The 21,158-nt window shown below is 73.9% G+C and carries 20 protein-coding genes; 11 read left to right on the plus strand and 9 right to left on the minus strand.

What is annotated here, in order from left to right; genetic code table 11:
• Positions 1-16: 16 nt before the first annotated feature.
• Positions 17-292 carry an Rdx family protein gene (locus tag AC1DXT_RS04955; protein ID WP_477060236.1) on the plus strand — a complete coding sequence of 92 codons (276 nt, stop codon included), beginning with the start codon at positions 17-19 and terminating at the stop codon, positions 290-292.
• A 295-nt stretch (positions 293-587) separates the two neighbouring features.
• Here AC1DXT_RS04955 and msrA read toward each other — a convergent pair whose 3' ends face one another.
• The gene (gene msrA, locus AC1DXT_RS04960) at positions 588-1,256 is read right to left on the minus strand and encodes a peptide-methionine (S)-S-oxide reductase MsrA (RefSeq protein WP_477060237.1); all 669 of its coding nucleotides are present in this window, start codon (positions 1,254-1,256) and stop codon (positions 588-590) included.
• Between the two features lie 214 nt (positions 1,257-1,470).
• Between msrA and AC1DXT_RS04965 the strand changes: the two genes are divergently transcribed.
• From AC1DXT_RS04965 to ilvA, 3 genes are read left to right on the plus strand one after another with little or no spacing between them, the layout of a single operon-like run.
• Positions 1,471-2,703 carry a cystathionine gamma-synthase gene (locus AC1DXT_RS04965; protein ID WP_477060238.1) on the plus strand — a complete coding sequence of 411 codons (1,233 nt, stop codon included), beginning with the start codon at positions 1,471-1,473 and terminating at the stop codon, positions 2,701-2,703.
• A complete protein-coding gene (locus AC1DXT_RS04970) occupies positions 2,700-4,001 on the plus strand; it encodes an AI-2E family transporter (protein WP_477060239.1) in 1,302 nt (433 codons plus the stop codon). Before AC1DXT_RS04965 ends, AC1DXT_RS04970 begins: the two co-directional genes overlap by 4 nt.
• Entirely contained in the window at positions 3,998-5,200 is a 1,203-nt protein-coding gene (ilvA, locus tag AC1DXT_RS04975) for a threonine ammonia-lyase (RefSeq protein WP_477060240.1), read from the plus strand. The genes AC1DXT_RS04970 and ilvA overlap by 4 nt, the downstream gene beginning before the upstream one ends.
• A 53-nt stretch (positions 5,201-5,253) precedes the next feature.
• Here the strand turns inward: ilvA and greA are convergent, their stop codons facing one another.
• Positions 5,254-5,739 carry a transcription elongation factor GreA gene (gene greA, locus AC1DXT_RS04980; protein WP_056095854.1) on the minus strand — a complete coding sequence of 162 codons (486 nt, stop codon included), beginning with the start codon at positions 5,737-5,739 and terminating at the stop codon, positions 5,254-5,256.
• A 246-nt stretch (positions 5,740-5,985) separates the two neighbouring features.
• Positions 5,986-6,399 carry a DUF4307 domain-containing protein gene (locus AC1DXT_RS04985; RefSeq protein WP_477060241.1) on the minus strand — a complete coding sequence of 138 codons (414 nt, stop codon included), beginning with the start codon at positions 6,397-6,399 and terminating at the stop codon, positions 5,986-5,988.
• A 160-nt stretch (positions 6,400-6,559) separates the two neighbouring features.
• Between AC1DXT_RS04985 and mca the strand changes: the two genes are divergently transcribed.
• From mca to AC1DXT_RS05000, 3 genes are read left to right on the plus strand one after another with little or no spacing between them, the layout of a single operon-like run.
• Positions 6,560-7,432, plus strand: coding sequence for a mycothiol conjugate amidase Mca (mca, locus tag AC1DXT_RS04990; protein ID WP_477060242.1), 873 nt, complete (start codon positions 6,560-6,562; stop codon positions 7,430-7,432).
• On the plus strand, positions 7,429-7,776 hold the full coding sequence (locus AC1DXT_RS04995) for a hypothetical protein (protein WP_477060243.1): 348 nt from the start codon (positions 7,429-7,431) through the stop codon (positions 7,774-7,776). Before mca ends, AC1DXT_RS04995 begins: the two co-directional genes overlap by 4 nt.
• Positions 7,773-8,606 (plus strand): carbon-nitrogen hydrolase family protein, encoded by an 834-nt coding sequence (locus AC1DXT_RS05000; protein ID WP_477060244.1) that lies wholly within the window; start codon positions 7,773-7,775, stop codon positions 8,604-8,606. The genes AC1DXT_RS04995 and AC1DXT_RS05000 overlap by 4 nt, the downstream gene beginning before the upstream one ends.
• Positions 8,607-8,609: 3 nt before the next feature.
• On the opposite strand, the gene trhA is transcribed toward AC1DXT_RS05000, so the two are convergent.
• Positions 8,610-9,341, minus strand: a complete 732-nt coding sequence (gene trhA / locus AC1DXT_RS05005) for a PAQR family membrane homeostasis protein TrhA (protein WP_477060245.1) — start codon at positions 9,339-9,341, stop codon at positions 8,610-8,612.
• Positions 9,342-9,416: 75 nt separating this feature from the next.
• Between trhA and AC1DXT_RS05010 the strand changes: the two genes are divergently transcribed.
• From AC1DXT_RS05010 to AC1DXT_RS05020, 3 genes are all read left to right on the plus strand, one after another.
• Positions 9,417-9,578, plus strand: a complete 162-nt coding sequence (locus AC1DXT_RS05010; protein ID WP_477060246.1) for a hypothetical protein — start codon at positions 9,417-9,419, stop codon at positions 9,576-9,578.
• A gap of 15 nt (positions 9,579-9,593) precedes the next feature.
• Positions 9,594-10,355: an isoprenyl transferase gene (locus AC1DXT_RS05015; RefSeq protein ID WP_477060247.1), complete on the plus strand. Its 762-nt coding sequence runs from the start codon at positions 9,594-9,596 to the stop codon at positions 10,353-10,355.
• 420 nt (positions 10,356-10,775) lie between these two features.
• Positions 10,776-12,119 carry a PhoH family protein gene (locus tag AC1DXT_RS05020; protein WP_477060813.1) on the plus strand — a complete coding sequence of 448 codons (1,344 nt, stop codon included), beginning with the start codon at positions 10,776-10,778 and terminating at the stop codon, positions 12,117-12,119.
• Between the two features lie 46 nt (positions 12,120-12,165).
• On the opposite strand, the gene AC1DXT_RS05025 is transcribed toward AC1DXT_RS05020, so the two are convergent.
• Positions 12,166-12,627 carry a MarR family winged helix-turn-helix transcriptional regulator gene (locus tag AC1DXT_RS05025; RefSeq protein WP_477060248.1) on the minus strand — a complete coding sequence of 154 codons (462 nt, stop codon included), beginning with the start codon at positions 12,625-12,627 and terminating at the stop codon, positions 12,166-12,168.
• A 58-nt stretch (positions 12,628-12,685) separates the two neighbouring features.
• Between AC1DXT_RS05025 and AC1DXT_RS05030 the strand changes: the two genes are divergently transcribed.
• Positions 12,686-13,312: a class I SAM-dependent methyltransferase gene (locus AC1DXT_RS05030; RefSeq protein ID WP_477060249.1), complete on the plus strand. Its 627-nt coding sequence runs from the start codon at positions 12,686-12,688 to the stop codon at positions 13,310-13,312.
• Between the two features lie 10 nt (positions 13,313-13,322).
• On the opposite strand, the gene AC1DXT_RS05035 is transcribed toward AC1DXT_RS05030, so the two are convergent.
• The 4 genes from AC1DXT_RS05035 to AC1DXT_RS05050 are packed head-to-tail and all read right to left on the minus strand — an operon-like array spanning position 13,323 to position 21,133.
• Positions 13,323-14,015, minus strand: coding sequence for an ABC transporter ATP-binding protein (locus AC1DXT_RS05035; protein WP_477060250.1), 693 nt, complete (start codon positions 14,013-14,015; stop codon positions 13,323-13,325).
• Entirely contained in the window at positions 14,012-15,016 is a 1,005-nt protein-coding gene (locus AC1DXT_RS05040) for an ABC transporter ATP-binding protein (protein ID WP_477060251.1), read from the minus strand. Before AC1DXT_RS05040 ends, AC1DXT_RS05035 begins: the two co-directional genes overlap by 4 nt.
• Before the next feature lie 25 nt (positions 15,017-15,041).
• Complete coding sequence (locus AC1DXT_RS05045) at positions 15,042-17,840, minus strand: FtsX-like permease family protein (RefSeq protein ID WP_477060252.1); 2,799 nt, start codon at positions 17,838-17,840, stop codon at positions 15,042-15,044.
• Positions 17,837-21,133, minus strand: a complete 3,297-nt coding sequence (locus AC1DXT_RS05050; RefSeq protein ID WP_477060253.1) for an FtsX-like permease family protein — start codon at positions 21,131-21,133, stop codon at positions 17,837-17,839. The genes AC1DXT_RS05045 and AC1DXT_RS05050 overlap by 4 nt, the downstream gene beginning before the upstream one ends.
• Positions 21,134-21,158 lie beyond the last annotated feature (25 nt).

Below are 21,158 nucleotides of genomic sequence, written 5' to 3' on the forward strand. Positions count from 1 at the left end.
GGGCGACACTTGCGCGATGGACCTCCCGCGCATCGCGATCACCTACTGCACGCAGTGCCGCTGGCTCCTGCGGGCCGCCTGGTACCAGCAGGAGCTGCTGACCACGTTCCACCGGGAGCTCGGGGAGGTGGCGCTGCGGCCGGCGACCGGGGGCGTGTTCCGCGTCGAGGTGGACGGTGCGCTCGTGTGGGACCGGGGCGAGCGGGGTGGTTTCCCCGACCTGCCGGAGCTGAAGCGCCTGGTGCGGGACCTGGTCGCGCCGGACAAGCCGCTGGGGCACTCCGAGGGGTGATCCCGGCGGTCATACCTGGACATATGTGCAGGTGGACCGGGGTCCAGCACCAGGTGGACAGTCGTAGACGGCCCGCGGCGGGCGTCGATACGTTCGCCGCGGACCGACAGGGGGAGCGACCCGGTCGGTCCGCCAAGGACGACGCCGAGGGCGGCTGGCCGGGACGACGGGGACCCTGGCCGGCCCCGTGGCGGGTGGGTGGCCGACAGCGGGGGCACGTCGGCCACCCACCCGCGCACCGACCGACGAGTGCGTCCCGCTCGCGAGCGGAGCCGGCGAGCGGGACGCGACCACGTCAGGCGCCGGTCGGACGGGGGCAGGACACGCCCGTGCCGCCCAGTCCGCAGTACCCGTTCGGGTTCTTGTCGAGGTACTGCTGGTGGTAGCCCTCGGCGTAGTAGAACGTGCCGGCGTCCTCGGCCGACCGGATCTCGGTGGTGATCTCACCGAAGCCGGACCGGGTCAGCCGCGGCTGGTACTCGTCGCGCGTGGTGCGCGCGGCGAGCTCCTGCTCGGGCGTCGTCGTGTAGACGGCCGAGCGGTACTGGGTGCCGACGTCGTTGCCCTGCCGGTAGCCCTGCGTCGGGTCGTGCGACTCCCAGAAGGTGCGCAGCAGGTCGCCCGCCGAGACGACCGTCGGGTCGTACGCGACCATCACCATCTCGGTGTGCCCGGTCAGGGCGGTGCAGGTCTCCTCGTAGGTCGGGAAGGGCGTGAAGCCGCCCTGGTAGCCGACCGCCGTGGTCACCACGCCGGGGATCTTCCAGAAGGTGCGCTCGGCGCCCCAGAAACAGCCCATCGCGACGTAGAGGACCTCGGTGCCGTCGGGCCACGGGCCCTGCAGCGGGGTGCCGAGGACGGTGTGCGTCGTGGGGATCATGTAGGCGTAGTGGTCGCGTCCGGCGAGAGCCTTCTCGGGGGCCACCATCGTGGTCTTGAGGGCAGATCCAAACAGCCAGTTCATGGTCGTGATCCTCTCCGGGAGCCCGGTTGGTCACCTGGGTCCTCCCGGGATCTGCAACGGCACGCATGCGGTCCGTGTTCCCGCGAGCGTGGGAATCTCTTGACCGAACCAATACCTGACCTAGAGCGCACCCTCGCATGACCGGGACCGCACCAGGACCGCACCGGGAGCGCCCAGCGGGGCGGTTCCCACGCGAGCGCCTAGCCTGGGACCCGTGACGAACCACGCGCACCCCCACGACGACGACTGGGCCTCCGCAGGCTTCTCGACCCGCGCCATCCATGCAGGTCAGGACCCGGACCCCACCACCGGGGCGGTCGTCCCGCCCATCTACGCGACCTCGACGTACAAGCAGGACGGCGTCGGCGGGCTGCGGGGCGGGTACGAGTACTCGCGCTCGGCCAACCCCACGCGCACCGCGCTGGAGTCGGCTCTCGCCGCGGCCGAGGGGGGAGCGGCGGGCTTCGCGTTCTCGTCGGGCCTCGCGGCCGAGGACACGCTGCTGCGCGCGACCCTGCGCCCGGGCGACCACGTCGTCGTCCCGAACGACGCCTACGGCGGCACGTACCGCCTGATCGCGCGCGTCTTCGGGCCGTGGGGCATCGAGCACACGCCGGTCGACCTGTCCGACCCTGACGCGGTGCTGGCCGCGATCCAGCCGGGCCGCACCAAGGTGGTCTGGGTCGAGACGCCGACCAACCCGCTGCTCGGCATCGCCGACATCGCGGTGCTCGCGGCCCACGCCCGCGCGGCCGGCGCGCTGCTGGTCGTCGACAACACCTTCGCGACGCCGTACCTGCAGCAGCCGCTGGCGCTCGGGGCGGACGTCGTCGTGCACTCGACCACCAAGTACATCGGCGGGCACTCGGACGTGGTCGGCGGTGCGCTCGTCGTCGCGGACGGTGCCCAGCTCCCCGTCGGGCTGGACGGTCCCACCGGGACGACGAACCTCGCGGACGCCGTCGGGTTCCACCAGAACGCGTCGGGCGCGGTCGCGGGGCCGTTCGACGCGTGGCTGACCCTGCGCGGGCTCAAGACGCTCGCGGTGCGCATGGACCGGCACCAGAGCAACGCGCGGGCGGTCGCGGAGTTCCTGGAGGGGCACGACGCCGTCACGTCCGTGATCTACCCGGGCCTGGAGAGCCACCCCGGGCACGAGGTGGCCGCGCGGCAGATGAGCGGCTTCGGCGGCATGGTGTCGTTCCGCACCGGCAGCGAGTCGTCGGCGCTGGCGTTCTGCGGCGCCACCCACGTGTTCACGCTCGCCGAGTCTCTGGGCGGCGTCGAGTCGCTGGTCGAGCACCCGCACAAGATGACGCACGGGTCGGTGGCGGGCACCGAGCTCGAGGTGCCCGACGACCTGGTGCGCCTCTCGGTCGGCATCGAGGACGTCGCCGACCTCATCGCCGACCTCGACGCTGCGCTGGCCGCCGGGCGCGACGCGTGAGCGCCCCGGTCGACACCGCCAGGCCCTCCGGCGACCAGTCCGTCCCTCCGTCGGTGCGCAACGCCGCCGCGTGGTCGTGGCGGCTGCTGCTCATCGGCGCGGCGCTCGCGGTGCTGCTCTGGCTGCTGAGCGAGCTCAAGGTCGTCGTCGTCCCCATCGCGGTGGCCCTGCTGCTCACCGTGCTGCTGGCGCCGTTCGTGGGCTGGATCCAGCGCAGGACCCGCATGCCGCGCGTCGCGGCCGTGGGGATCGCGCTGGTGGGGCTGGTCGCCCTCGTGGCCGGCCTGCTGACGCTCGCGGGACGGTCGATCGTCAAGGGCTTCGGCGAGCTGTGGGACCAGGCGGCCCAGGGCATCGACAAGCTGACCACGTGGCTGGCCGAGGGTCCGCTGCAGCTGACGACCGCCGACATCTCGGGCTGGATGGAACGGATCCAGGGGTCGCTCAGCGGCGGCAGCTCCGAGCTGGTCTCGGGGGCGCTGCACGCGACCACGACCGTCGCGCACGTGGCCGCCGGCGCGCTGATCGCGCTGTTCTGCACGTTCTTCTTCCTGCTCGACGGCCGGACCATCTGGGCGTGGGTCGTCGGCCTGCTCCCGCGCGGGTCCCGCGAGCACGTGCACCAGGCCGGCCGTCGCGGGCTCGTCACGCTCGGTGCGTACACGCGGACGCAGATCCTCGTGGCCGCCGTCGACGCCGTCGGCATCGGCCTCGGGGCAGCGATCCTGCAGGTGCCGCTCGCCCTGCCGCTGGCCGTGCTGGTGTTCCTCGGGTCGTTCATCCCGATCGTGGGCGCCGTCGTCACCGGCTCCGTCGCGATCCTCGTGGCGCTCGTGTCGAACGGGCCGGCATCGGCCATCTGGATGCTCGCCGTCGTGGTGCTCGTGCAGCAGCTCGAGGGCCACGTGCTCCAGCCGTTCCTCATGGGCCACGCCGTCTCGCTGCACCCGGTCGCGGTCCTGCTCTCGGTGGCCGCCGGGTCGTTCGTCGCCGGGATCGTGGGTGCGCTGTTCGCGGTGCCGATCGCGGCGACCCTGAACACCGTGCTCCTGTACCTGCACGGGCACGACAAGTTCCCGCAGCTGGGGATCGACGACCACGTGCCCGTCCGCGGCCGAGGGCATCCGGTGCTGGACCGCGCGATCGCGCAGGTGGCCGAGGCGACGTCGGAGCGCGTCGCCACGCAGGCGGAGGCCGCGGACCGGGCCGACGACGACCCGCCCGCCCCGGTGGTCGGCGTCGAGGCCGACGACGCCGGCGAACCGGGCGGCCCCACCTCGCCGCCGGACCCCCGATGACCGGTCTGGCCGACGTCCGCGCCGCGGCCGAGCTCCTCGCCGGCGTCGCGGACCGGACGCCGGTGCAGCTGAGCCGTGCCCTCTCGCAGGTGTGCGGTGCCGAGGTCTGGCTCAAGTGCGAGAACCTGCAGCGCGCCGGCTCGTTCAAGCTGCGCGGCGCCTACGTGCGGATGGCGCGGCTGTCCCCGGAGGAGCAGGCGCGGGGGGTCGTCGCGGCGAGCGCCGGCAACCACGCGCAGGGCGTCGCGCTCGCAGCCCGGATGCTCGGGCTCACGGCGGTCGTGTTCATGCCGGCCGACGCGGCGCTGCCGAAGATCGCCGCGACCCGCGACTACGGCGCCCAGGTCGAGCTGGTGGGCGCCTCCGTCGACGAGGCCCTGGTGCACGCGCGCGAGTTCGCCGAGCGCACGGGCGCCGTCCTCATCCACCCGTTCGACCACGAGGACGTCGTCGCCGGTCAGGGGACCATCGCCCTCGAGATCGTCGAGCAGGTGCCGGACGTGGCCACCGTGATCGTGCCGATCGGGGGTGGTGGGCTGGCCGCCGGCGTGGTCGCCGCCCTCGCGGAGCTGCGACCCGACGTGCGGGTGATCGGCGTGCAGGCCGCCCGCGCGGCGGCGTACCCGGCGTCGCTCGCCGCGGGGCACCCGATCCCGGCGCCCGAGCTGCGGACGATGGCCGACGGGATCGCCGTCGGGATGCCCGGGTCGGTGCCGTTCGAGATCCTCGCCTCGAACCACATCGAGGTGCAGTGCGTCTCGGAGGAGGACCTCTCGCGCGCGCTCCTGCTCCTCGCGGAGCGCGCCAAGATGCTGGTCGAACCCTCCGGGGCTGCTGCCGCGGCGGCCCTGATGGCCGGGGTCGGGCCGCTCACCGGCCCGGTGGTCGCGATCCTGTCCGGCGGCAACATCGACCCGCTGGTCCTCATGCGCGTGGTCCGGCACGGGCTGGCCTCCGCCGGGCGGTTCCTGCAGCTGCAGGTCCGGATCGACGACACACCCGGTGCGCTCGCGGACCTGCTGCGCGCGCTGGCCGACACGGGCGGGAACGTCATGCACGTGTCGCACGCACGGACGGTGGGCGACCTGCAGCTCGACGAGGTCGCGATCGTGGTCCAGGTGGAGACCAAGGGCCCGGACCACTGCGAGTACGTGCTCCAGCACCTGCGCGAGGCCGGCTACCGCCTGACCGACGGCTGAGACGCGAACGAGGCGCCACCCCCTGCGGGGTGGCGCCTCGTGAGCGTCGTGCGTCAGCCCGCGAAGGGCTTCGCGTCGGTGATCTCGACCGGGATCTCGCGCCCGTTGGGTGCGAGGTACGTCGTCGAGTCGCCGATCTTGGACCCGTTGATCGCGGCGCCGAGCGGCGAGGTGGGGGAGAAGACCTCGATGTCCGAGGTCCCGGCGATCTCGCGCGAGCCGAGCAGGAAGACCATCTCGTCGCCGGCGACGAGCGCGGTCACGACCATGCCGGGCTCCACGACGCCGTCGTCCGGCGGGGTCCCGATCTGGACGTTGCGCAGCTTCTCCTTGAGCTCTCGGATGCGAGCGGCCTGCTTCGCCTGCTCCTCACGAGCGGCGTGGTAGCCGCCGTTCTCCTTGAGGTCGCCCTCGTCGCGGGCTGCGGCGATGCGCTCGATGACCTCGGCGCTGCCCTCGCCCTCGAGGTGCGCGAGCTCGGCCGTGAGGCGGTCGTAGGCCTCCTGGGTCAACCATGTGGCCGCAGTCGTATCGGTCACGATCGCTCCTTTCCTGACGTGTGCCGGACGTGCCGGTCCGCGCTGCCCCGGGGGGAGCAGCGCACGGCAGTCCGAGCGGGCGGACGCATCGAGGGACGCGTCCGGTGTGCGGGTACTGAGGGGTGCTACCGCCGCTCCCCGCTCGTTCTGGACGCCAGTCGTGGCGCCGGACCGGGGCGGCGGTGAAACGAACAGGATAGCAAGGACGGGCAGACGCAGGCCCCGTTCCGCCGCAGAACGGCGGGGTCAGGGCTCCTCGACCAGCTCGCAGGGCTCCACGGTCCCGCTCACCGCGAGCTCGGTCGTCTGCACGGTCGCCGTCACGCGTCGGGTTGCCGAGTCGGCCGGTCCCACCTCGATGGTCCGGACGCCGACCTGGCCGTAGGACTCCGACAGAGCGGTGACCGTGCACTCCACCGTCGACTCCTTGGGCTTGGTCACCTCGAACGTCACCTCGATGGCGCGCGCGTCCTCGACGTGGAACCCGACGTCCTTCCAGGACACCGGCTGACCGGCCATGTTCAGCCCGACCCAGATCACCAGCGCCACGCCGAGCACCCCGGCGGCGACGAGCCCGAGGCGACCCCGCCGGACGGACCGCGCCGTGGGCTCGGGGCCGTAGCGCCCGGCCGGTGGGCGGGTGGTGGGCGACTCGGTCACGGAGCTCCTCGTGCTGGCAGGCGCGGCGCGCGCTCGGTGGCGCGACGAAGGCGCCGGGTAGGCGATCATTGTCTCTCGTCCAACCACCCGCCCGTGCCGAGCGGACCGCGACTCCGCGATCCCGGCGGGCCATCGGCGGGCGACCGACGGGAGGCCCGAGGTGACCGGAGAGCGGCTGCGTCTGATGGCGGTGCACGCCCACCCCGACGACGAGTCGAGCAAGGGTGCCGCGACCACGGCGAAGTACGCGGCCGAGGGTGTCGAGGTCCTCGTCGTCTCGTGCACCGGTGGGGAGCGCGGCGACGTGCTCAACCCGCAGCACCCGCCCGTCGAGGGCGGCCTGGACGGCATGCGCGAGTACCGGCGCCACGAGATGGCGGCCGCCGCGGCCGCGCTCGGCGTGCAGCACCGCTGGCTGGGCTTCGTCGACTCCGGGCTGCCCGAGGGCGACCCGCTGCCGCCGCTGCCGCAGGGGTGCTTCGCGCTGGTCCCGCTGGAGGAGGCGTCGGCCCCGCTGGTCCAGCTGGTGCGCGAGTTCCGGCCGCACGTCATCACCACGTACGACCCGTCGGGCGGCTACCCGCACCCCGACCACATCATGTGCCACCGGGTCTCCAAGGAGGCCTTCGAGGCGGCGGGCGACCCCGAGCGCTACCGCGGTCTCGGTGAGCCGTGGGCGCCCGCGAAGCTCTACTACAACCACGGGTTCTCCCTGGCGCGCATGCGGGCGGTCCACGACGCGATCGTCGCCGCCGGCCGGGAGTCCCCGTTCGGTGACTGGCTCGACTCGCGGCAGGCCCGCGAGGTGCCCGAGCGCGAGGTGACCACCCGGATCGAGTGCTCCGAGTACTTCGGCCAGCGTGACGACGCCCTGCGGGCCCACGCCACCCAGATCGACCCGGACGGCTTCTTCTTCGCGGTGCCGCGTGAGCTCGAGGTCGCCCAGTGGCCCACCGAGGAGTACGAGCTGGCCGGCTCGCGCGTGCCCGTCCGGCTCCCCGAGGACGACCTGTTCGCCGGGCTGCGGTCATGATCGCCGTGCTGCTCGTCGCGCCGAGCCCCACCCCGTCGGACGTCACCATCGACGGGACGCCGGTCGGGTCGCCCGGGTTCCTCGGCTTCGTGTTCACGTTCGCGCTCGCGATCGCCGTCGTGTTCCTCTTTCTCTCGCTGACCAAGCAGCTGCGCATCGTCGACCGACGGGCCAAGGCCCTGGGGCTCGACGACGACGAGGACGACCCGTCGAGCGAGCCGCACGCCGACCTCGGCCTGGTCGACGCGGGTGCGGCCGGCCCCGACCTCGAGGTCGACGCGGACGTCGAGGTCGCGCCCAAGGACGTCCACCCCGACGACGAGCCGGGAAGGCCCTCTCGGTGAGCACCGTGCCCGAGCCGCCGCAGCGCCCGTCGGTGCGGGTGACCGTGGCGCAGCTGCAGGTCAGCGACGACCACACGGCCAACCGCCAGGTGGTCGAGGACGCGTTCCGCACCGCGGCGCGGACCAGGGCGGACCTGCTCGTGGTGCCGGAGTACGCCTCCGGCTTCGACCCCCGCGGCGTCGGCGCCGAGCACGCGGAGCCGCTCGACGGACCGTTCGTCACGATGCTGCGCAGTCGCGCGAGGGCGACGGGCGTGGCGGTGCTGGCGGGCACGACCCTGCCCGGCGACGGCGACGACGGCCGCGCGGTGAACGCGGTCGTGGCGGTGGACGGAGCCGGGGAGCTGGCCGGGGTCTACCGCAAGGTGCACCTGTACGACGCGTTCGGGCAGCGGGAGTCGGACCGGCTGGTGCCCGGTCCCGTGGACGCCCCGCCGCTGGTGCTCGAGATCGGCGGCCTCACGTTCGGGGTGCTGACCTGCTACGACCTGCGGTTCCCGGAGTCGGCGCGCCGGCTGGTCGACGCGGGCGCGCAGGTGCTCGTCGTGCCCGCCGCCTGGGCCGCCGGGGAGCTCAAGGCCATGCACTGGCGCACGCTCGCGATCGCGCGCGCCATCGAGAACACCGCCGCCGTGGTGGCCGTCGGGCAGGCAGGCAAGGGCGTCACCGGTCGCTCGCTCGTCGTCGCGCCGGACGGCGTCGTCGGGCTGGAGATGGACGACACGCCGCAGGTGCGGACCGTGGACCTGGACGGTGCGGCGCTGCTGCGCGTCCGGGAGCAGAACCCGTCGCTGGCCAACCGGCGCTACACGGTGGTGCCGGTCGCCTGAGGCTCAGGCGGAGCCGTACGACGCGATCGACACCGCGATGTAGTGGCACCCGTACCCGACCACGGTGAGCACGTGGAAGATCTCGTGGAACCCGAACCAGCGCGGGCTCGGGTTGGGCCGCTTGGTGCCGTAGACGATCGCGCCGACCGTGTACGCGAGCCCGCCGCCGGCGATGAGCAGGACGATCGCGAGCCCTCCCGAGCGGTAGAACTCGGGGAAGAACCAGACGGCCACCCAGCCGAGCGCCACGTACACGGGCACGTAGACCCACCGCGGTGCGCCCAGCCAGAAGATGCGTGCCAGCGTCCCGATCAGGGCGCCGGTCCACACGACGATCAGCAGCGTGCGGGCGGTGTCCGCGGGCAGCAGGAGAACCGACAGCGGGGTGTAGGTGCCCGCGATGATCAGGAAGATGTTGGTGTGGTCCAGCCGGCGCAGCACGGCTGCGGTCGTCGGGGACCAGTGGCCCCGGTGGTACACGGCGCTGGTGCCGAAGAGCATGATCGCGGTGAGGCCGAACACCGCGGTGGACCACTTGGCCATCGGCGTGGGCGAGAGCACGACCAGCACGATCGACGCGACGATCACGAACGGCGTGACGCCCGCGTGGATCCAGCCCCGCAGGTGCGGCTTGATGCTCTCGGCGACCCGCTCGACGACGCCGTCCGGCTCGTCATGACCGCCCAGGACCGTTCCCGGCTTCTGTCCCGGAGCGGACGCGGGGGTGGAGCTCATGAGCCGGACTCTCTTCGTCAGCGGGGAACCTACGACTCCGTAGGTTACGACACCGTAGGTAAGGGTGTCGACCGCGTGGGGCTCGATGTGACGCGGTCGATCCCGGACCTCGTCGGCACCCTCCTGAACGTACCGCGCACGGCCGCGTCCACCTACCCGGCGCACTCCTTCCGGGACGGCCGACCGGGCCCGGACGACCCGCTCGGCGAGTACGGTGAGCGGGTTCCGGTCGCCTGATCCAAGGGAGTGCGCGTGCGTCTGCCCCGTCCGCTCTACGGGCTGTACGAACGCCAGCTCGCTGCGTCGCTCCCCAAGGACGGACTCCCGCGCCACGTCGGGGTCATCCTCGACGGGAACCGGCGCTGGGCGCGCAGCGTGGGCGAGTCGACGCGGCACGGGCACCAGGCCGGGGCCGACAAGATCGCCGACCTGCTCGAGTGGAGCGAGGACATCGGCGTCGAGGTGGTGACGCTGTGGATGCTCTCCACGGACAACCTCTCCCGGGGCGCCGACGAGCTCGAGCAGCTGCTCGCGATCATCGAGGACGCGGTCGGGGCGCTCGCCGCCACCGGACGCTGGCGGATCCAGGCGGTGGGCGCGCTGGACCTGCTCCCCGACCACACGGTCAAGGCGCTCGTCTCGGCCCAGGACGCCACCGCCGGCGTCGTCGGTCTGCACGTCAACATCGCCGTCGGGTACGGGGGTCGGCGCGAGATCGCCGACGCCGTGAAGTCGTTCCTGCGCAAGCACGCGGATGCCGGGTCCAGCCTGGACGAGCTCGCCGAGGCGTTCGACGTCGAGCACATCGCCGAGCACCTGTACACCAAGGGGCAGCCGGACCCCGAGCTGGTGATCCGAACCTCGGGGGAGCAGCGGCTCGGCGGGTTCCTGCTCTGGCAGAGCGCGCACTCGGAGTTCTACTTCTGCGAGGCCTACTGGCCCGACTTCCGGCGCGTGGACTTCCTGCGGGCGGTCCGCGCCTACGCCGCCCGGGAGCGTCGCGGCGGTCGCTGACTCCGTCCGGGTTAATTGTGTCGGGGGCCGACGAGCCCCCCTGGGCCCTGACAGCCGCCCTCACCTGGGGTTCTGCCATGTGTCGCCGATCGGCGGCCGAACCTGCCAGGTGAACAGCGTGTAACCACTTCGCGTGTCGTGCCGGAGACCTCGGACCCCGGGCTTATGTTCCGCCGTAGAGGACAGCGACCGTTGTCCCCGGGAGGCCAGCCCATGGAGCATCCGCTCCGGGAGGAGGGCCGGATCCGGCCCTCTGTTCCCGGAGGGGCCGACCGCCCCCGTCCCGTCGCCGTACGTCGGTGCGTGGTCCTGCTCTGGCAGGACGCCGGTGTCCGGTGCCCGTCACGGCGCACGTAGCGCCGGAGGGAGCCTGCCGTGGTCAGCAAGGCGCAGAACGACCCCCAGTCCACGACCGACCAGCTGGACGTCCACACGGCCGATGGCCGCAAGACCCACGTGCTCGACACCTCGGTGCTCCTCTCAGACCCGCGGGCGATCCTGCGGTTCGCGGAGCACGACGTGGTCCTCCCCGTCGTCGTCATCACGGAGCTCGAGGGCAAGCGGCACCACGCCGAGCTCGGCTACTTCGCCCGGTCCGCGCTGCGGATGCTCGACGACCTGCGGATCGAGCACGGCCGGCTCGACACCCCCATCCCCCTGAACGACGACGGCGGCACCCTGCGGGTCGAGCTCAACCACACCGACCCCTCCGTGCTGCCGGACGGCTTCCGCCTGGGCGACAACGACACCCGGATCCTCGCCGTCGCGGCCAACCTGGCGGCCGAGGGGCGCGATGTCGTCGTCGTGTCGAAGGACCTCCCGATGCGCGTCAAGGCGTCGGCCGTCGGGCTGTGCGCCGAGGAGTACCGCGCCGAGCTGGCGGTCGACTCCGGGTGGACCGGGATGGACGCCCTCGACCTGGCCGAGCAGCAGATGGCGGCGCTCTGGGAGCACGAGTCGGTGCCCCTGGCCGACGTGGCCAGCGGCTTCAGCGGCGGCAACCAGTCCCCGAACGACATGCTCTGCCACACCGGCGTCGTGCTGCACAGCCCGCGCGGGTCGGCCCTCGGCCGCGTGACCGCGGACAAGCACGTGCAGCTGGTCCGAGGTGACCAGGACGTGTTCGGCCTGCACGGCCGCAGCGCGGAGCAGCGGATCGCGATCGACCTGCTGCTCGACGAGGAGATCGGCATCGTCTCGCTCGGCGGCCGGGCGGGCACCGGCAAGTCGGCGCTGGCCCTGTGCGCGGGCCTCGAGGCGGTGCTCGAGCGTCGGCAGCACCGCAAGGTCATGGTGTTCCGGCCCCTGTACGCGGTCGGCGGCCAGGACCTGGGCTACCTGCCCGGCAGCGCCGACGAGAAGATGAACCCCTGGGCGCAGGCCGTGTTCGACACCCTCGGGGCGCTGGTGTCCAAGGAGGTCGTCGAGGAGATCATGGACCGCGACATCCTCGAGGTCCTGCCGCTCACCCACATCCGCGGACGCTCGCTGCACGACGCGTTCGTCATCGTCGACGAGGCCCAGTCGCTCGAGCGCAACGTCCTGCTGACCGTGCTGTCCCGCATCGGGCAGAGCTCGCGGGTGGTGCTCACGCACGACGTGGCCCAGCGTGACAACCTGCGCGTCGGCCGGCACGACGGGGTCGCCGCGGTGATCGAGGCGCTCAAGGGCCACCCGCTGTTCGCGCACATCACGCTCACCCGCTCGGAGCGCTCGCCGGTCGCCGCGCTGGTCACCGAGCTGCTGGAGGGCATCGAGGTCTGATCGACCCTGGACGCCCGGGCTCCCCGCACGCCGGGAGCCCGGGCGTTCAGCTGCGCCTGTGCGCCGCGTCCAGCTCGCGGACCAGCGCGCCGAGCCCGACGCCCAGCGCGTGCCTCTCCTGCGCGGTCAGGCGCGCGAGCAGCCGGCCGTGGTGCTCCCGGAGCTCCGCGCCCACGCGCTCGGCGACGTCGCTGCCCTCCGACGTGAGCTCCAGGCGGTACAGGCGACGGTTGTCGGCCTGGCGCTCCCGGCGCAGCCACCCACGCCCTTCCATCCCGGCGGCGAGGCGGCTGACCGTGCTCTTCTCCAGCCCCATCCGGTCGGCGAGCTCCTGCTGCGACAGGGGCCCGGCGGCGGCCAGCTCGCCGAGCGCGAAGGTCTCGGACATCGAGAGCCGCACCCCGGCGTGCTCGTGCGGGGTCTGGACCGTCTCCAGCAGGCCGCTCGAGCGCGCGAGCTGCTGGAAGAACCGGCTCAGGTCGTCGTCGGGAAAGGTTGTGTTGTACAACTGTTTCGCCTACTGTCGTCGTAAGAGTTGTGACGCACAACTGTAGGGGAGAAGCTCCATGACCGACACCGACCAGCACCCCAGCCACCAGCACGGGCGTGGCCGTCTGCACGGCCGCCTGACCCCGCACGGCCACGGGATGGGGCCGATGAACGACCCGGGCCGGTACGAGCGCGTCTCCGGTCACCTGTCGGGCCGGCTCTACCGTCGGGTCGCCCGCGACGTCACTTCCCTGCGGCTGCCCGACGGAGCGCGCGTGCTCGACGTCGGCACCGGACCCGGGACGATGCCGCGTCGCATCGCCGAGTCCGCTCCGGGGCTCCGGATCGACGCGATCGACGTCTCGCCCGAGATGATCGCCTGGGCGCAGCAGACGGCGACCCCTGGCGTGACCTTCGCGGTCGCCGACGTCGCGGCGCTGCCCTGGCCCGACGCCACCTTCGACGTCGTCGTGTCCACCCTCAGCCAGCACCACTGGGCCGACGTGGACGCCGGCCTGCGGGAGGTTCGACGGGTTCTCCGGCCCGGCGGGCAGGCGTGGGTCTACGACGTCCGGTGGGCGCTCCCGCAGGAGGAGTCCGTGGCCGCGTCGCTCGGGACGGGCACGTCCGTCGTGCGCGAGCGGCGGCTCGCCCGCACGTCGTGGCTGAACCCCGTCGGTCGCCTCGTGCTGCGTCCCGCCTGACCTGTCGGCGTCAGCCCTCGACCAGCCGCCCGTCGGCGATGTGCAGCACGCGGTCGGCCAGCGACACCATCAGCGGGTCGTGCGTGGACACGATCGCGGTCATCCCCTCGGCCTCGACCACCGCGCGGATGAGGGCCATCACGGCGGTGCCGGTCTCGGTGTCCAGCTGACCGGTGGGCTCGTCGGCCACCAGCAGCCGCGGCGAGTTGGCCAGCGACCGGGCGATCGCCACGCGCTGCTGCTGGCCTCCGGACAGCTCGCCGGGGCGCTGCAGCGCGTGCGGACCCAGACCCACGAGGTCGAGCAGGAGCTGCACCCGGGCCTCGCGGTCCTTGGCCGGCAGCTTGCGCAGACGCAGGGGCACCCCGACGTTCTCGGCGGCCGAGAGCACGGGCACCAGCCCGAACGTCTGGAACACGAACGAGACGACGTCCCGGCGCAGCTCCACCAGCCCGCGCTCGTCCAGGGACGAGACCTCGCGGCCGTCGACGACCGCGCGGCCCTCGTCGGGCCGGTCCAGGCCCCCGACCACGTTCAGCAACGTGGTCTTGCCCGAGCCCGAGCGACCCACCAGCGCGACCAGCTCTCCGGGAGCGATCGTGAACGAGACGTCCCGCAGGGCGTGCACCGCGGCCGAGCCCGAGCCGTACGTCCGGCTGACGCCCTCGACCCGGACGACGGGCTCGGTGCTGATGACGGTCATGGGGTGTCCTCGTCCGTGCGAACGGAGTGCCGGCCCGGTGCCCGGGGGGCGGTGTGCGGTGCCGGCCGGTCCGGCCAGAGCGAGACGTGCGACTCCTCCAGGGCGAGCCGGACCCGGCCCACCAGGTTCAGGGCCTCCCGGTACTCGCGAGGCAGCTGCACCCGGCCCGCCCGGTCGAGGACCGCGAGCTCCTCGCTGACCACGTGCTCGCTGCCGTCCTCCCGGGTGTGCGTGCGCCGCACGGTCTCGGAGCTGGTGCGCCCGTCGCGGATGGCCACCGTGCGCTGCACGTGCTCGCTGACACCCGGGTCGTGCGTGACGACGACGACCGTGGTGCCCAGCTCGCGGTTCACGGTCCGCAGGCCCTCCAGGACGTCGTGGGAGGTGGCGGAGTCGAGCTCCCCTGTCGGCTCGTCGGCGAAGAGCACCCGCGGGGCGTTCGACAGGGCGACCGCGATGGCGACGCGCTGCTGCTCACCGCCGGACATCTGGCCCGGTCGGCGGTCGGAGCAGTAGCCCACGCCGAGGACGTCCAGCAGCTCGGCGGCCCGGCGGTCGCGCTCCTTGCGGCGGACCCCGGCGAGCGCCATGGGGAAGGCCACGTTCTCCGTGGCGGTCAGGTAGGGCACCACGTTGCGGGCGGTCTGCTGCCAGACGAACCCGACCATCGAGCGCCGGTACTCCACGCGCTGCGCGCTGGACATCGCCATGAGGTCCCACGGCCCCACGCGCACCTTGCCCGCCGTGGGGACGTCGAGGCCCGACAGCACGGACAGCAGGGTCGACTTGCCGGAACCGGAGGCCCCGACGATCGCGACCAGCTCGCCGTCCTCGACCAGCAGGTCCAGGCCCTGCAGGGCCTGCACCTCGACGCCCTCGGACTGGTAGATGCGCACCAGCGAATCGCACACGATGAGCGCGTGCTCGCCGAACGCCCCCGTGCGCTGCCGGGCGCGCTCCTCGAGCGCGCTGAGGGTGGGCTCGTCCTGCGTGACTGTCATCGGTGCCTCCACCGTGTCGTCCGGTTCATCTCTCGCCCACCCGCAGCACCTCGCCGAGCCGGTCCCGCCGGCGCACGGCGGACTCCACCGCCACCGCGATCGCCAGGGCGGCGAGCACGACAGCCGCCGCACCGACGATCGGGACCCAGGTGACCTGCAACGACGTCGCCGCGGGGTGGCCGGTGAGCAGGTCGAGCCCGAGCGCGCCGGTGAGCAGCCAGGGCACGACGATGCCGATGGCCGTCCCCGTCAGCACCGCGGCGAGCGCCAGCGGCGCCAGCTCCCCGAACGTCATCGCCCGCGCCGTGCGCGCGTCCAGGCCGAGCGTGCGCAGGGCCGACAGGGTGCGGCCGCGCTCACGGCTCGTGGCGACGACCGTCAGCACGAGCCCGAGGGCCGCGTACCCCGCGAGGATCAGACCCGTCGCGACCAGGAGCGCGAGGAGGCCCGCGTTGAGGGGCGACGCCCGCCAGGTGCTCAACCACTCGTCACGCTCGGTCACGGTCGTGCCGGCCTCGTCGGCGAGTCCCGCCGCCCGCACGGCGGTCAGGGCACCCGGCCCGTCCACCCACGTCGTCGTCACGGCCACCTCGTCCCCCGAGACGGCGGCGAACGCCTCGCGGTCGACGAGCACGACGCCCGCGGTGCCCGCCAGGGTCGAGGAGCTCTGGGGGACGACGGGCAGGTTCTCCGCGGTGCCGACCACCCGGAGGTCGACGAAGTCCTCCTCGCCCATGAGGGCGGGTGCGATGAGCTCGGCGGTGCTCAGCAACGACGGCGAGATCAGCGCGGGGACACCGTCGTCGACGGCGGAACCGAGAGTGCTCAGGCCCGGGTCCACCGGGCGGTCGTGGGCGGCCAGGATCTGCGCCAGGGCGGCCGAGTCCACCAGCAGCACCTGGGCCTTGACGCCGCTCGACCGGCCGAAGGTCCGCGAGCTGAGGGTCGTGGCGCCCGCGACGGCGGTCACGCCCGGAGCGTCCCGCAGCTGCGCGACGACGAGCGGGTCGAGGTCCCCGTCCACGCGGACCTGGGCCCCGACCACGAGGTCCGCGGCCTCGTCCTGCCCTGCGGTGACGGTGACGGCGGTCGTGCCGCAGAACACGACGAGGGCGATCGCGATCGTGAGGGTGAGCAGGGGGATGCGTGTGCCGGCGGTCTGGCCCGCGCGGGCGGTCGCGACGACGGGTACCAGCCCCCGCCGACGCGCGGCGAAGCCGGAGAGCCCGCGCAGCGTGGGCGGCAGCGCCCGCGCCACCAGCACGGTCGCGGCACCGGCCAGCAGGACGGGGGTGGCGGCGAGCAGGAGGTCGACGCCTCCGGTCGCGGTCTGCACGAGCCCGCGCCCCCGCGCCGAGACGAGAGCCGCCGCGGCGATCGCGACGAGCGCGAGCTCGGCGGTCAGGCGGCGCACACGGCGCCGGCCGAGCACGCGCTCGCGGTCCACGCGGTTGGCGGGCAGCCGACGGCCGGTCCAGGCGCCGGCGACGACCACCGCCGACGCGATCGCGGGAGCTGTCGCGGCCACCGCCACGATCGCCGCGGCGATCGCCCACGTCCCGCGGGGATCGGGTGCGACCAGCCACGCACCGGCAGCACCCACCGCGGTGGCCAGGGCGACGAGGGGCACGCTCTCGACCAGGGCGCGCAGGGCGACGGAGGCGGTCGACGCCCCCCGAGCGCGCTCCGCGAGCAGGAACGTCTCGCGCCGGACCACCAGCAGCCGTGCCGCGAGGATGAGGGCCAGAGAGCCCACCGCGGCGAGCCCGACGAGCAGCACCGAGGTCTGGGCCGTCCCGGCGAGCAGGCGGACGTCGGCCGCCCGCAGCACGGTGTCCAGCTCGCTGACCACCGACGGGGTGCGCCCGTCGGACCCGGTCAACGGACCGGGCAGCGCGATGATCTGCGCGACCGCGCGCGCGACCGCGCGGGAGTCGGTGGCGCGCAGGCCATCCGGTTCCACCGGGAAGCGGAACGCCGTGGAGACCGAGCGCGCGGTCTGCATCGCGAGCAGCGCGTCGGGCAGCGAGGCGTCCGACGCCAGGAGTCCCGCGCGGCCGACCACGGTGCCGCCGGCCGGCGGGGGCTGGAGATCGAGCAGGTCCGCGTAGCCGGACCACACCGGCGACGTGGGGTCGGCCGGCTCGAACAGGCCCGTCACGACCGCCACGACGTCGCCCCGGGTCGGCCCCGTGAGCGGCAGGCGCTGGCCGACGACCAGACCCAGCTCGTCCGCGGCGGCGGCCGACATCCCGACCTCCACCACGCGCGGTTCCGACGAGCCGGCGGGGTGCTCGGGGGACATCCGCGGCTCGATCCCCGTGACCCACCGGACGACCGGGTCGGAGGTGGTCGGGGTGCCGAGGTGCAGGAGCCGGGTGGACACGAGGTCGTCGCCCAGCCGGGCGGTGAGCGGGGAGCTCTGGACCGCGGTCACCACGGGCCCGACCACGGCCTGGACGGACTCCGGGAGCGAGGACCGCGTGGTCGTCGCCGAGTTCGCGACCAGGGTCGACGCGTTCTCGACGCGGGCGGGCTGCCCGGTGGCCGTGAACGTGCCCACCCCGGGCCCGCTGCCCAGGACGATCACCACGTCCGCCGCAGGTCCGGCATCCCGGACCGCACCCTGCACCCCCGCGTCCGCGGTCCGCAGCACGATCCGGGGGACGGCCAGCGCGATGAGCACAGTGACGGCCAGCACGACGGCGGCCAGCGCCAGCAGGCCGGCGTCCTGCCGGCTGCGCCGGCGTGCCACGAGGACCGCATCGCCCGTGGTCGAGCGCCAACCGACGGTGGTCCGCGCGCGGAGCTCGGTGATCGTCATCGCTCGTCCCCCAGCCGCAGCAGCTCGCCGGACGCCCGGCGCAGCAGCGAGCTCGTGGTCAGCGCGACCGCTCCGCCGACCAGCACCACGAGGACGGCGACCAGGGCCGCCTGTGTGGGCCAGGGCCACTGCACGATCACGCCGGGGACGGGCCGGCCGCCCTGGACGGACACGGTGACCAGCGGAGCGACCACCTGGCCGAGCACGGCACCGAGGGTGAGCCCCGCGAGCAGGCCCAGCACGCCCAGGATCGCGTGCTCGACGAGCACCGAGCGGACCAGGCCGGAGCGCGGGGCGCCGAGGGCCTGCAGCCGGGCGAGCTCGAGCCGGCGGGTGCGCACCGACACCGTCGCGCTCATCCCGAAGCCCGCCACCGCGAGCGCCACCGCGGCCACCGTCACGATCCACAGCGCGGCCTGCACACCGACCCGCAGCGGTCCGTCGGTGGCGACCTCTCGTGCGGTCGCCCGGTCGACGGCGACGCCGAGGTCGGTCTGACGGACGTCCTCCACCAGCGCGGGTGCGCTCGCATCGGGGACCTGGAGCCACCACTCGTCCAGGAGCGGGCTCGTCGACGAACCGAGCAGGGCCGCGCGCGTGAGCAGGTCGCGGTCGGCCAGCAGCGCGGACCCCGTGGGCAGGCCGGGCAGGTAGGGGACCACACGTTCGATGGTCACCGGCACCCGGACGTCGCCCAGGTCGAGCTCGAGCTCGTCGCCCACCGCCGCGGAGAACGCCGCGACCAGCGTGTCGGTGACGACCACCGGGACCGGGCCGGGCACCGGGAACGTGGCGGCGGCGAACCCGGAGCGGCCGAAGAGCAGCTCGAAGGGGTCGATCCCGCCGGTGACGCGCAGGACGTCGTCGTCGGTCCGCACCGACAGCAGCGGCCGCTTGTTGTTGTCCTGGAGGGCGCCCTGCACGGTCCACGAGGCGGTGGTGAGCGGGACCGCGGTGACCTGGTCCGCGGTGGCCCCCTCGGGCCGCTCGACGACGCGCAGGTCACCTACGCGGACATCCAGCCGCACGTCGGCCTGGCCGAGCCCGAACAGGTCGCCGGGGTCCGTGGACTCGGGGAGGAGCTGCGCGAGCACCCCCACCAGTCGCAGCCCGGGGGCGGTGGCCGGGAGGGTGACGGCCACGTCGTCCGAGCTGCCCAGGAGCGGGAGCGGCGCCAGCTCGAGCGGGGTCCGGGTGCCGCTCGGGTCCTCGACGACCAGGCTGAGCAGCACGACCCCGGCCAGCGCGGGGGAGACGGAGCTCTCGACGTCCACCAGGAGCCCGGTGGGTGCACCGGGCAGGGGGATGCCGACGGCGGGTGTCGCCGGCCGGAGCGGTTCCGCGAGCGTGCCCCACGTCGGCGTGATCCTGCCGCGCAGCAGCGCGTCGGCCTGGGTGGTGTCGAGCGCGAGGAGGTTCACCGCACGTCCCCGGCTCTCGCCCGGCGACTCCGCGGGCTGCCCCAGGGTGACCGTCCGGTTCGTCACCGGGCTCATGGCCTGCACGCCGGGGAGCTCGCCGACGGCGCCCGCCTGCGCGATCCCGGAGCCCTCCAGGCGGTCCAGCCGCACGTCGGTCCCCACGGCGAGGTCCACCTGGTCGCCCTGCGACGTCCGCCACGTGCTGAGGAAGGACTGCGAGAACGAGCCGACGCCCAGCGCCAGCGTCAGCAGGAGCACCGCGCCGGCCGCCCGGCCGGGCCGGCGGCCGACCTCCCACGCGGCGAGGGGGGAGATGAGCGACGTGCTCCGGGCGGCCAGGCGCTCGCCCGCGTGCGCGACCAGGGGCAGCAGCCGGAGCGTCAGGACGGCGCCGGCGAGCAGCAGCAGGGCGGGCGCCGCCACCAGCACGGGGTCGAGCCGTCCCGGTCCCGCCTGGTCGACGGGCGACCGGTAGGAGCTGAGCTGCCACACCGCGAGCCCCGCGAGCACCAGGAGCGCGAGGTCGGCGCCGGAGCGGGCGAGCCCACCGCGACCGTCCTGCCGCACGAGTCGCTGCTCGGCGTCCACCGCGCTGCCGCGGCGCCGCAGCAGCGGCCCCAGCAGCACGGTCGCGAGCACGAACGACGAGACGACGCACGTGATCCACAGGATGGGCGGGTGGCCCGGGTCGTGGTGCAGGCCCGCCCGCGCGAGGGGGCCGACGGAGGTGATCCCCTGGAACAGCAGGCCGGCCAGCCACGGTGACACGAGCGTGGTGACCAGCGCGACGCCGGTCGCCTCGAGCGCCGCGAGCGCCAGCAGCTGCCGCCCGGAGGCGCCTCGCGACGACATCAGCGTCTGCTCCGAGGCGCGACGCTCGGCGAGCAGGCGCGCGGCCAGCAGCAGCACGGTGACCGAGAGCACGACGAGCATCAGACCGACGATGACGAGGCTGACACGGGTCACCGCCAGGTTGCCCTGCGCGACGTCGATCGTGGACTCGAGGCGCGAGCGGAACTGGGCGGAGAGCACGCCGCCCTCGGACCGGGAGACCAGGGTGGCCTGCGCGTCGTCCAGCCTCCCTCGCACTCCCTCGACCGCACCCGGCGGGCTGTCGGCGAGCCGCGGCGAGGCGACGAGGGCGGCGGTGGCGACCGTCCCGGCGGTGGTCATGGCCTCCGGGGCGACGACGAACGGACCCCACGCGCTGGTGGTGACGAACCCGAAGCTGCCGGGCACCGGATAGGCCGGGTCGTGCTGCGCGCCCTGCAGCAGGTCACGCGTCCACAGGCTGCGCGGCCCGGACAGCTCGTGGATGCCGACGACGACGACCGTGCCGTCCGTGTAGGAGCCGAGGTTCTGCACGGGCAGCTCGGTGCCGACCGTCCACCCGTAGCGCTCCGCTGCGACCTGGGGGATGGCGACCTGCACACGACCCTGGTGGTCGGCGCCCGCCGTCGGCCACGCGCCTGCCAGCAGCGTGGCGTGCTCCGGGACGTCGGGGTAGACCGCGAGGTAGGCCAGGGGTGCCGTGATCGGTGGGCCGTCGCCCGGCAGCCGGTACATGGGCGACGTGAGCCACCGCGTCCGCTCGGCCGGGACGTCGCCGAGCAGCTCGTCGAGGAACGCCTCCCCGGACGCGATGGCCGGCGCGGGGCTGGACTGGTCGAGGGTGAGCACCGCGTCGACGTCGGTCGCTGTGGCCGGGGCCTGGTCGAGCGCGGTGTCCAGCGCGTGGTGCTCGCTGGTGAACAGCAGGAGGGCGAAGGTGCCGAGCAGGCAGGCGCCGACCAGAGCGACGGCCAGGACGGTTGCCAGAAGGGTCCGCTGTGCGGCGGCGCGATGGCGCAGCACGCGCAGGCTCCAGCCCATCCGACCCCCCTCGTGACCTCGTCGT

Source organism: Cellulomonas sp. P1_G12_2 (assembly GCF_056405535.1).

Bases quoted from the DNA above. Each gene is read 5' to 3' on its own strand.
- AC1DXT_RS05045 (WP_477060252.1), bottom strand. From the start codon at position 17,840: ATGACGATCACCGAGCTCCGCGCGCGGACCACCGTCGGTTGGCGCTCG.
- AC1DXT_RS05030 (WP_477060249.1), top strand. From the start codon at position 12,686: ATGACCGACACCGACCAGCACCCCAGCCACCAGCACGGGCGTGGCCGT.
- AC1DXT_RS05040 (WP_477060251.1), bottom strand. From the start codon at position 15,016: ATGACAGTCACGCAGGACGAGCCCACCCTCAGCGCGCTCGAGGAGCGC.
- AC1DXT_RS04955 (WP_477060236.1), top strand. From the start codon at position 17: ATGGACCTCCCGCGCATCGCGATCACCTACTGCACGCAGTGCCGCTGG.
- AC1DXT_RS05035 (WP_477060250.1), bottom strand. From the start codon at position 14,015: ATGACCGTCATCAGCACCGAGCCCGTCGTCCGGGTCGAGGGCGTCAGC.
- trhA (WP_477060245.1), bottom strand. From the start codon at position 9,341: ATGAGCTCCACCCCCGCGTCCGCTCCGGGACAGAAGCCGGGAACGGTC.
- AC1DXT_RS05050 (WP_477060253.1), bottom strand. From the start codon at position 21,133: ATGGGCTGGAGCCTGCGCGTGCTGCGCCATCGCGCCGCCGCACAGCGG.
- msrA (WP_477060237.1), bottom strand. From the start codon at position 1,256: ATGAACTGGCTGTTTGGATCTGCCCTCAAGACCACGATGGTGGCCCCC.
- AC1DXT_RS04995 (WP_477060243.1), top strand. From the start codon at position 7,429: ATGATCGCCGTGCTGCTCGTCGCGCCGAGCCCCACCCCGTCGGACGTC.
- ilvA (WP_477060240.1), top strand. From the start codon at position 3,998: ATGACCGGTCTGGCCGACGTCCGCGCCGCGGCCGAGCTCCTCGCCGGC.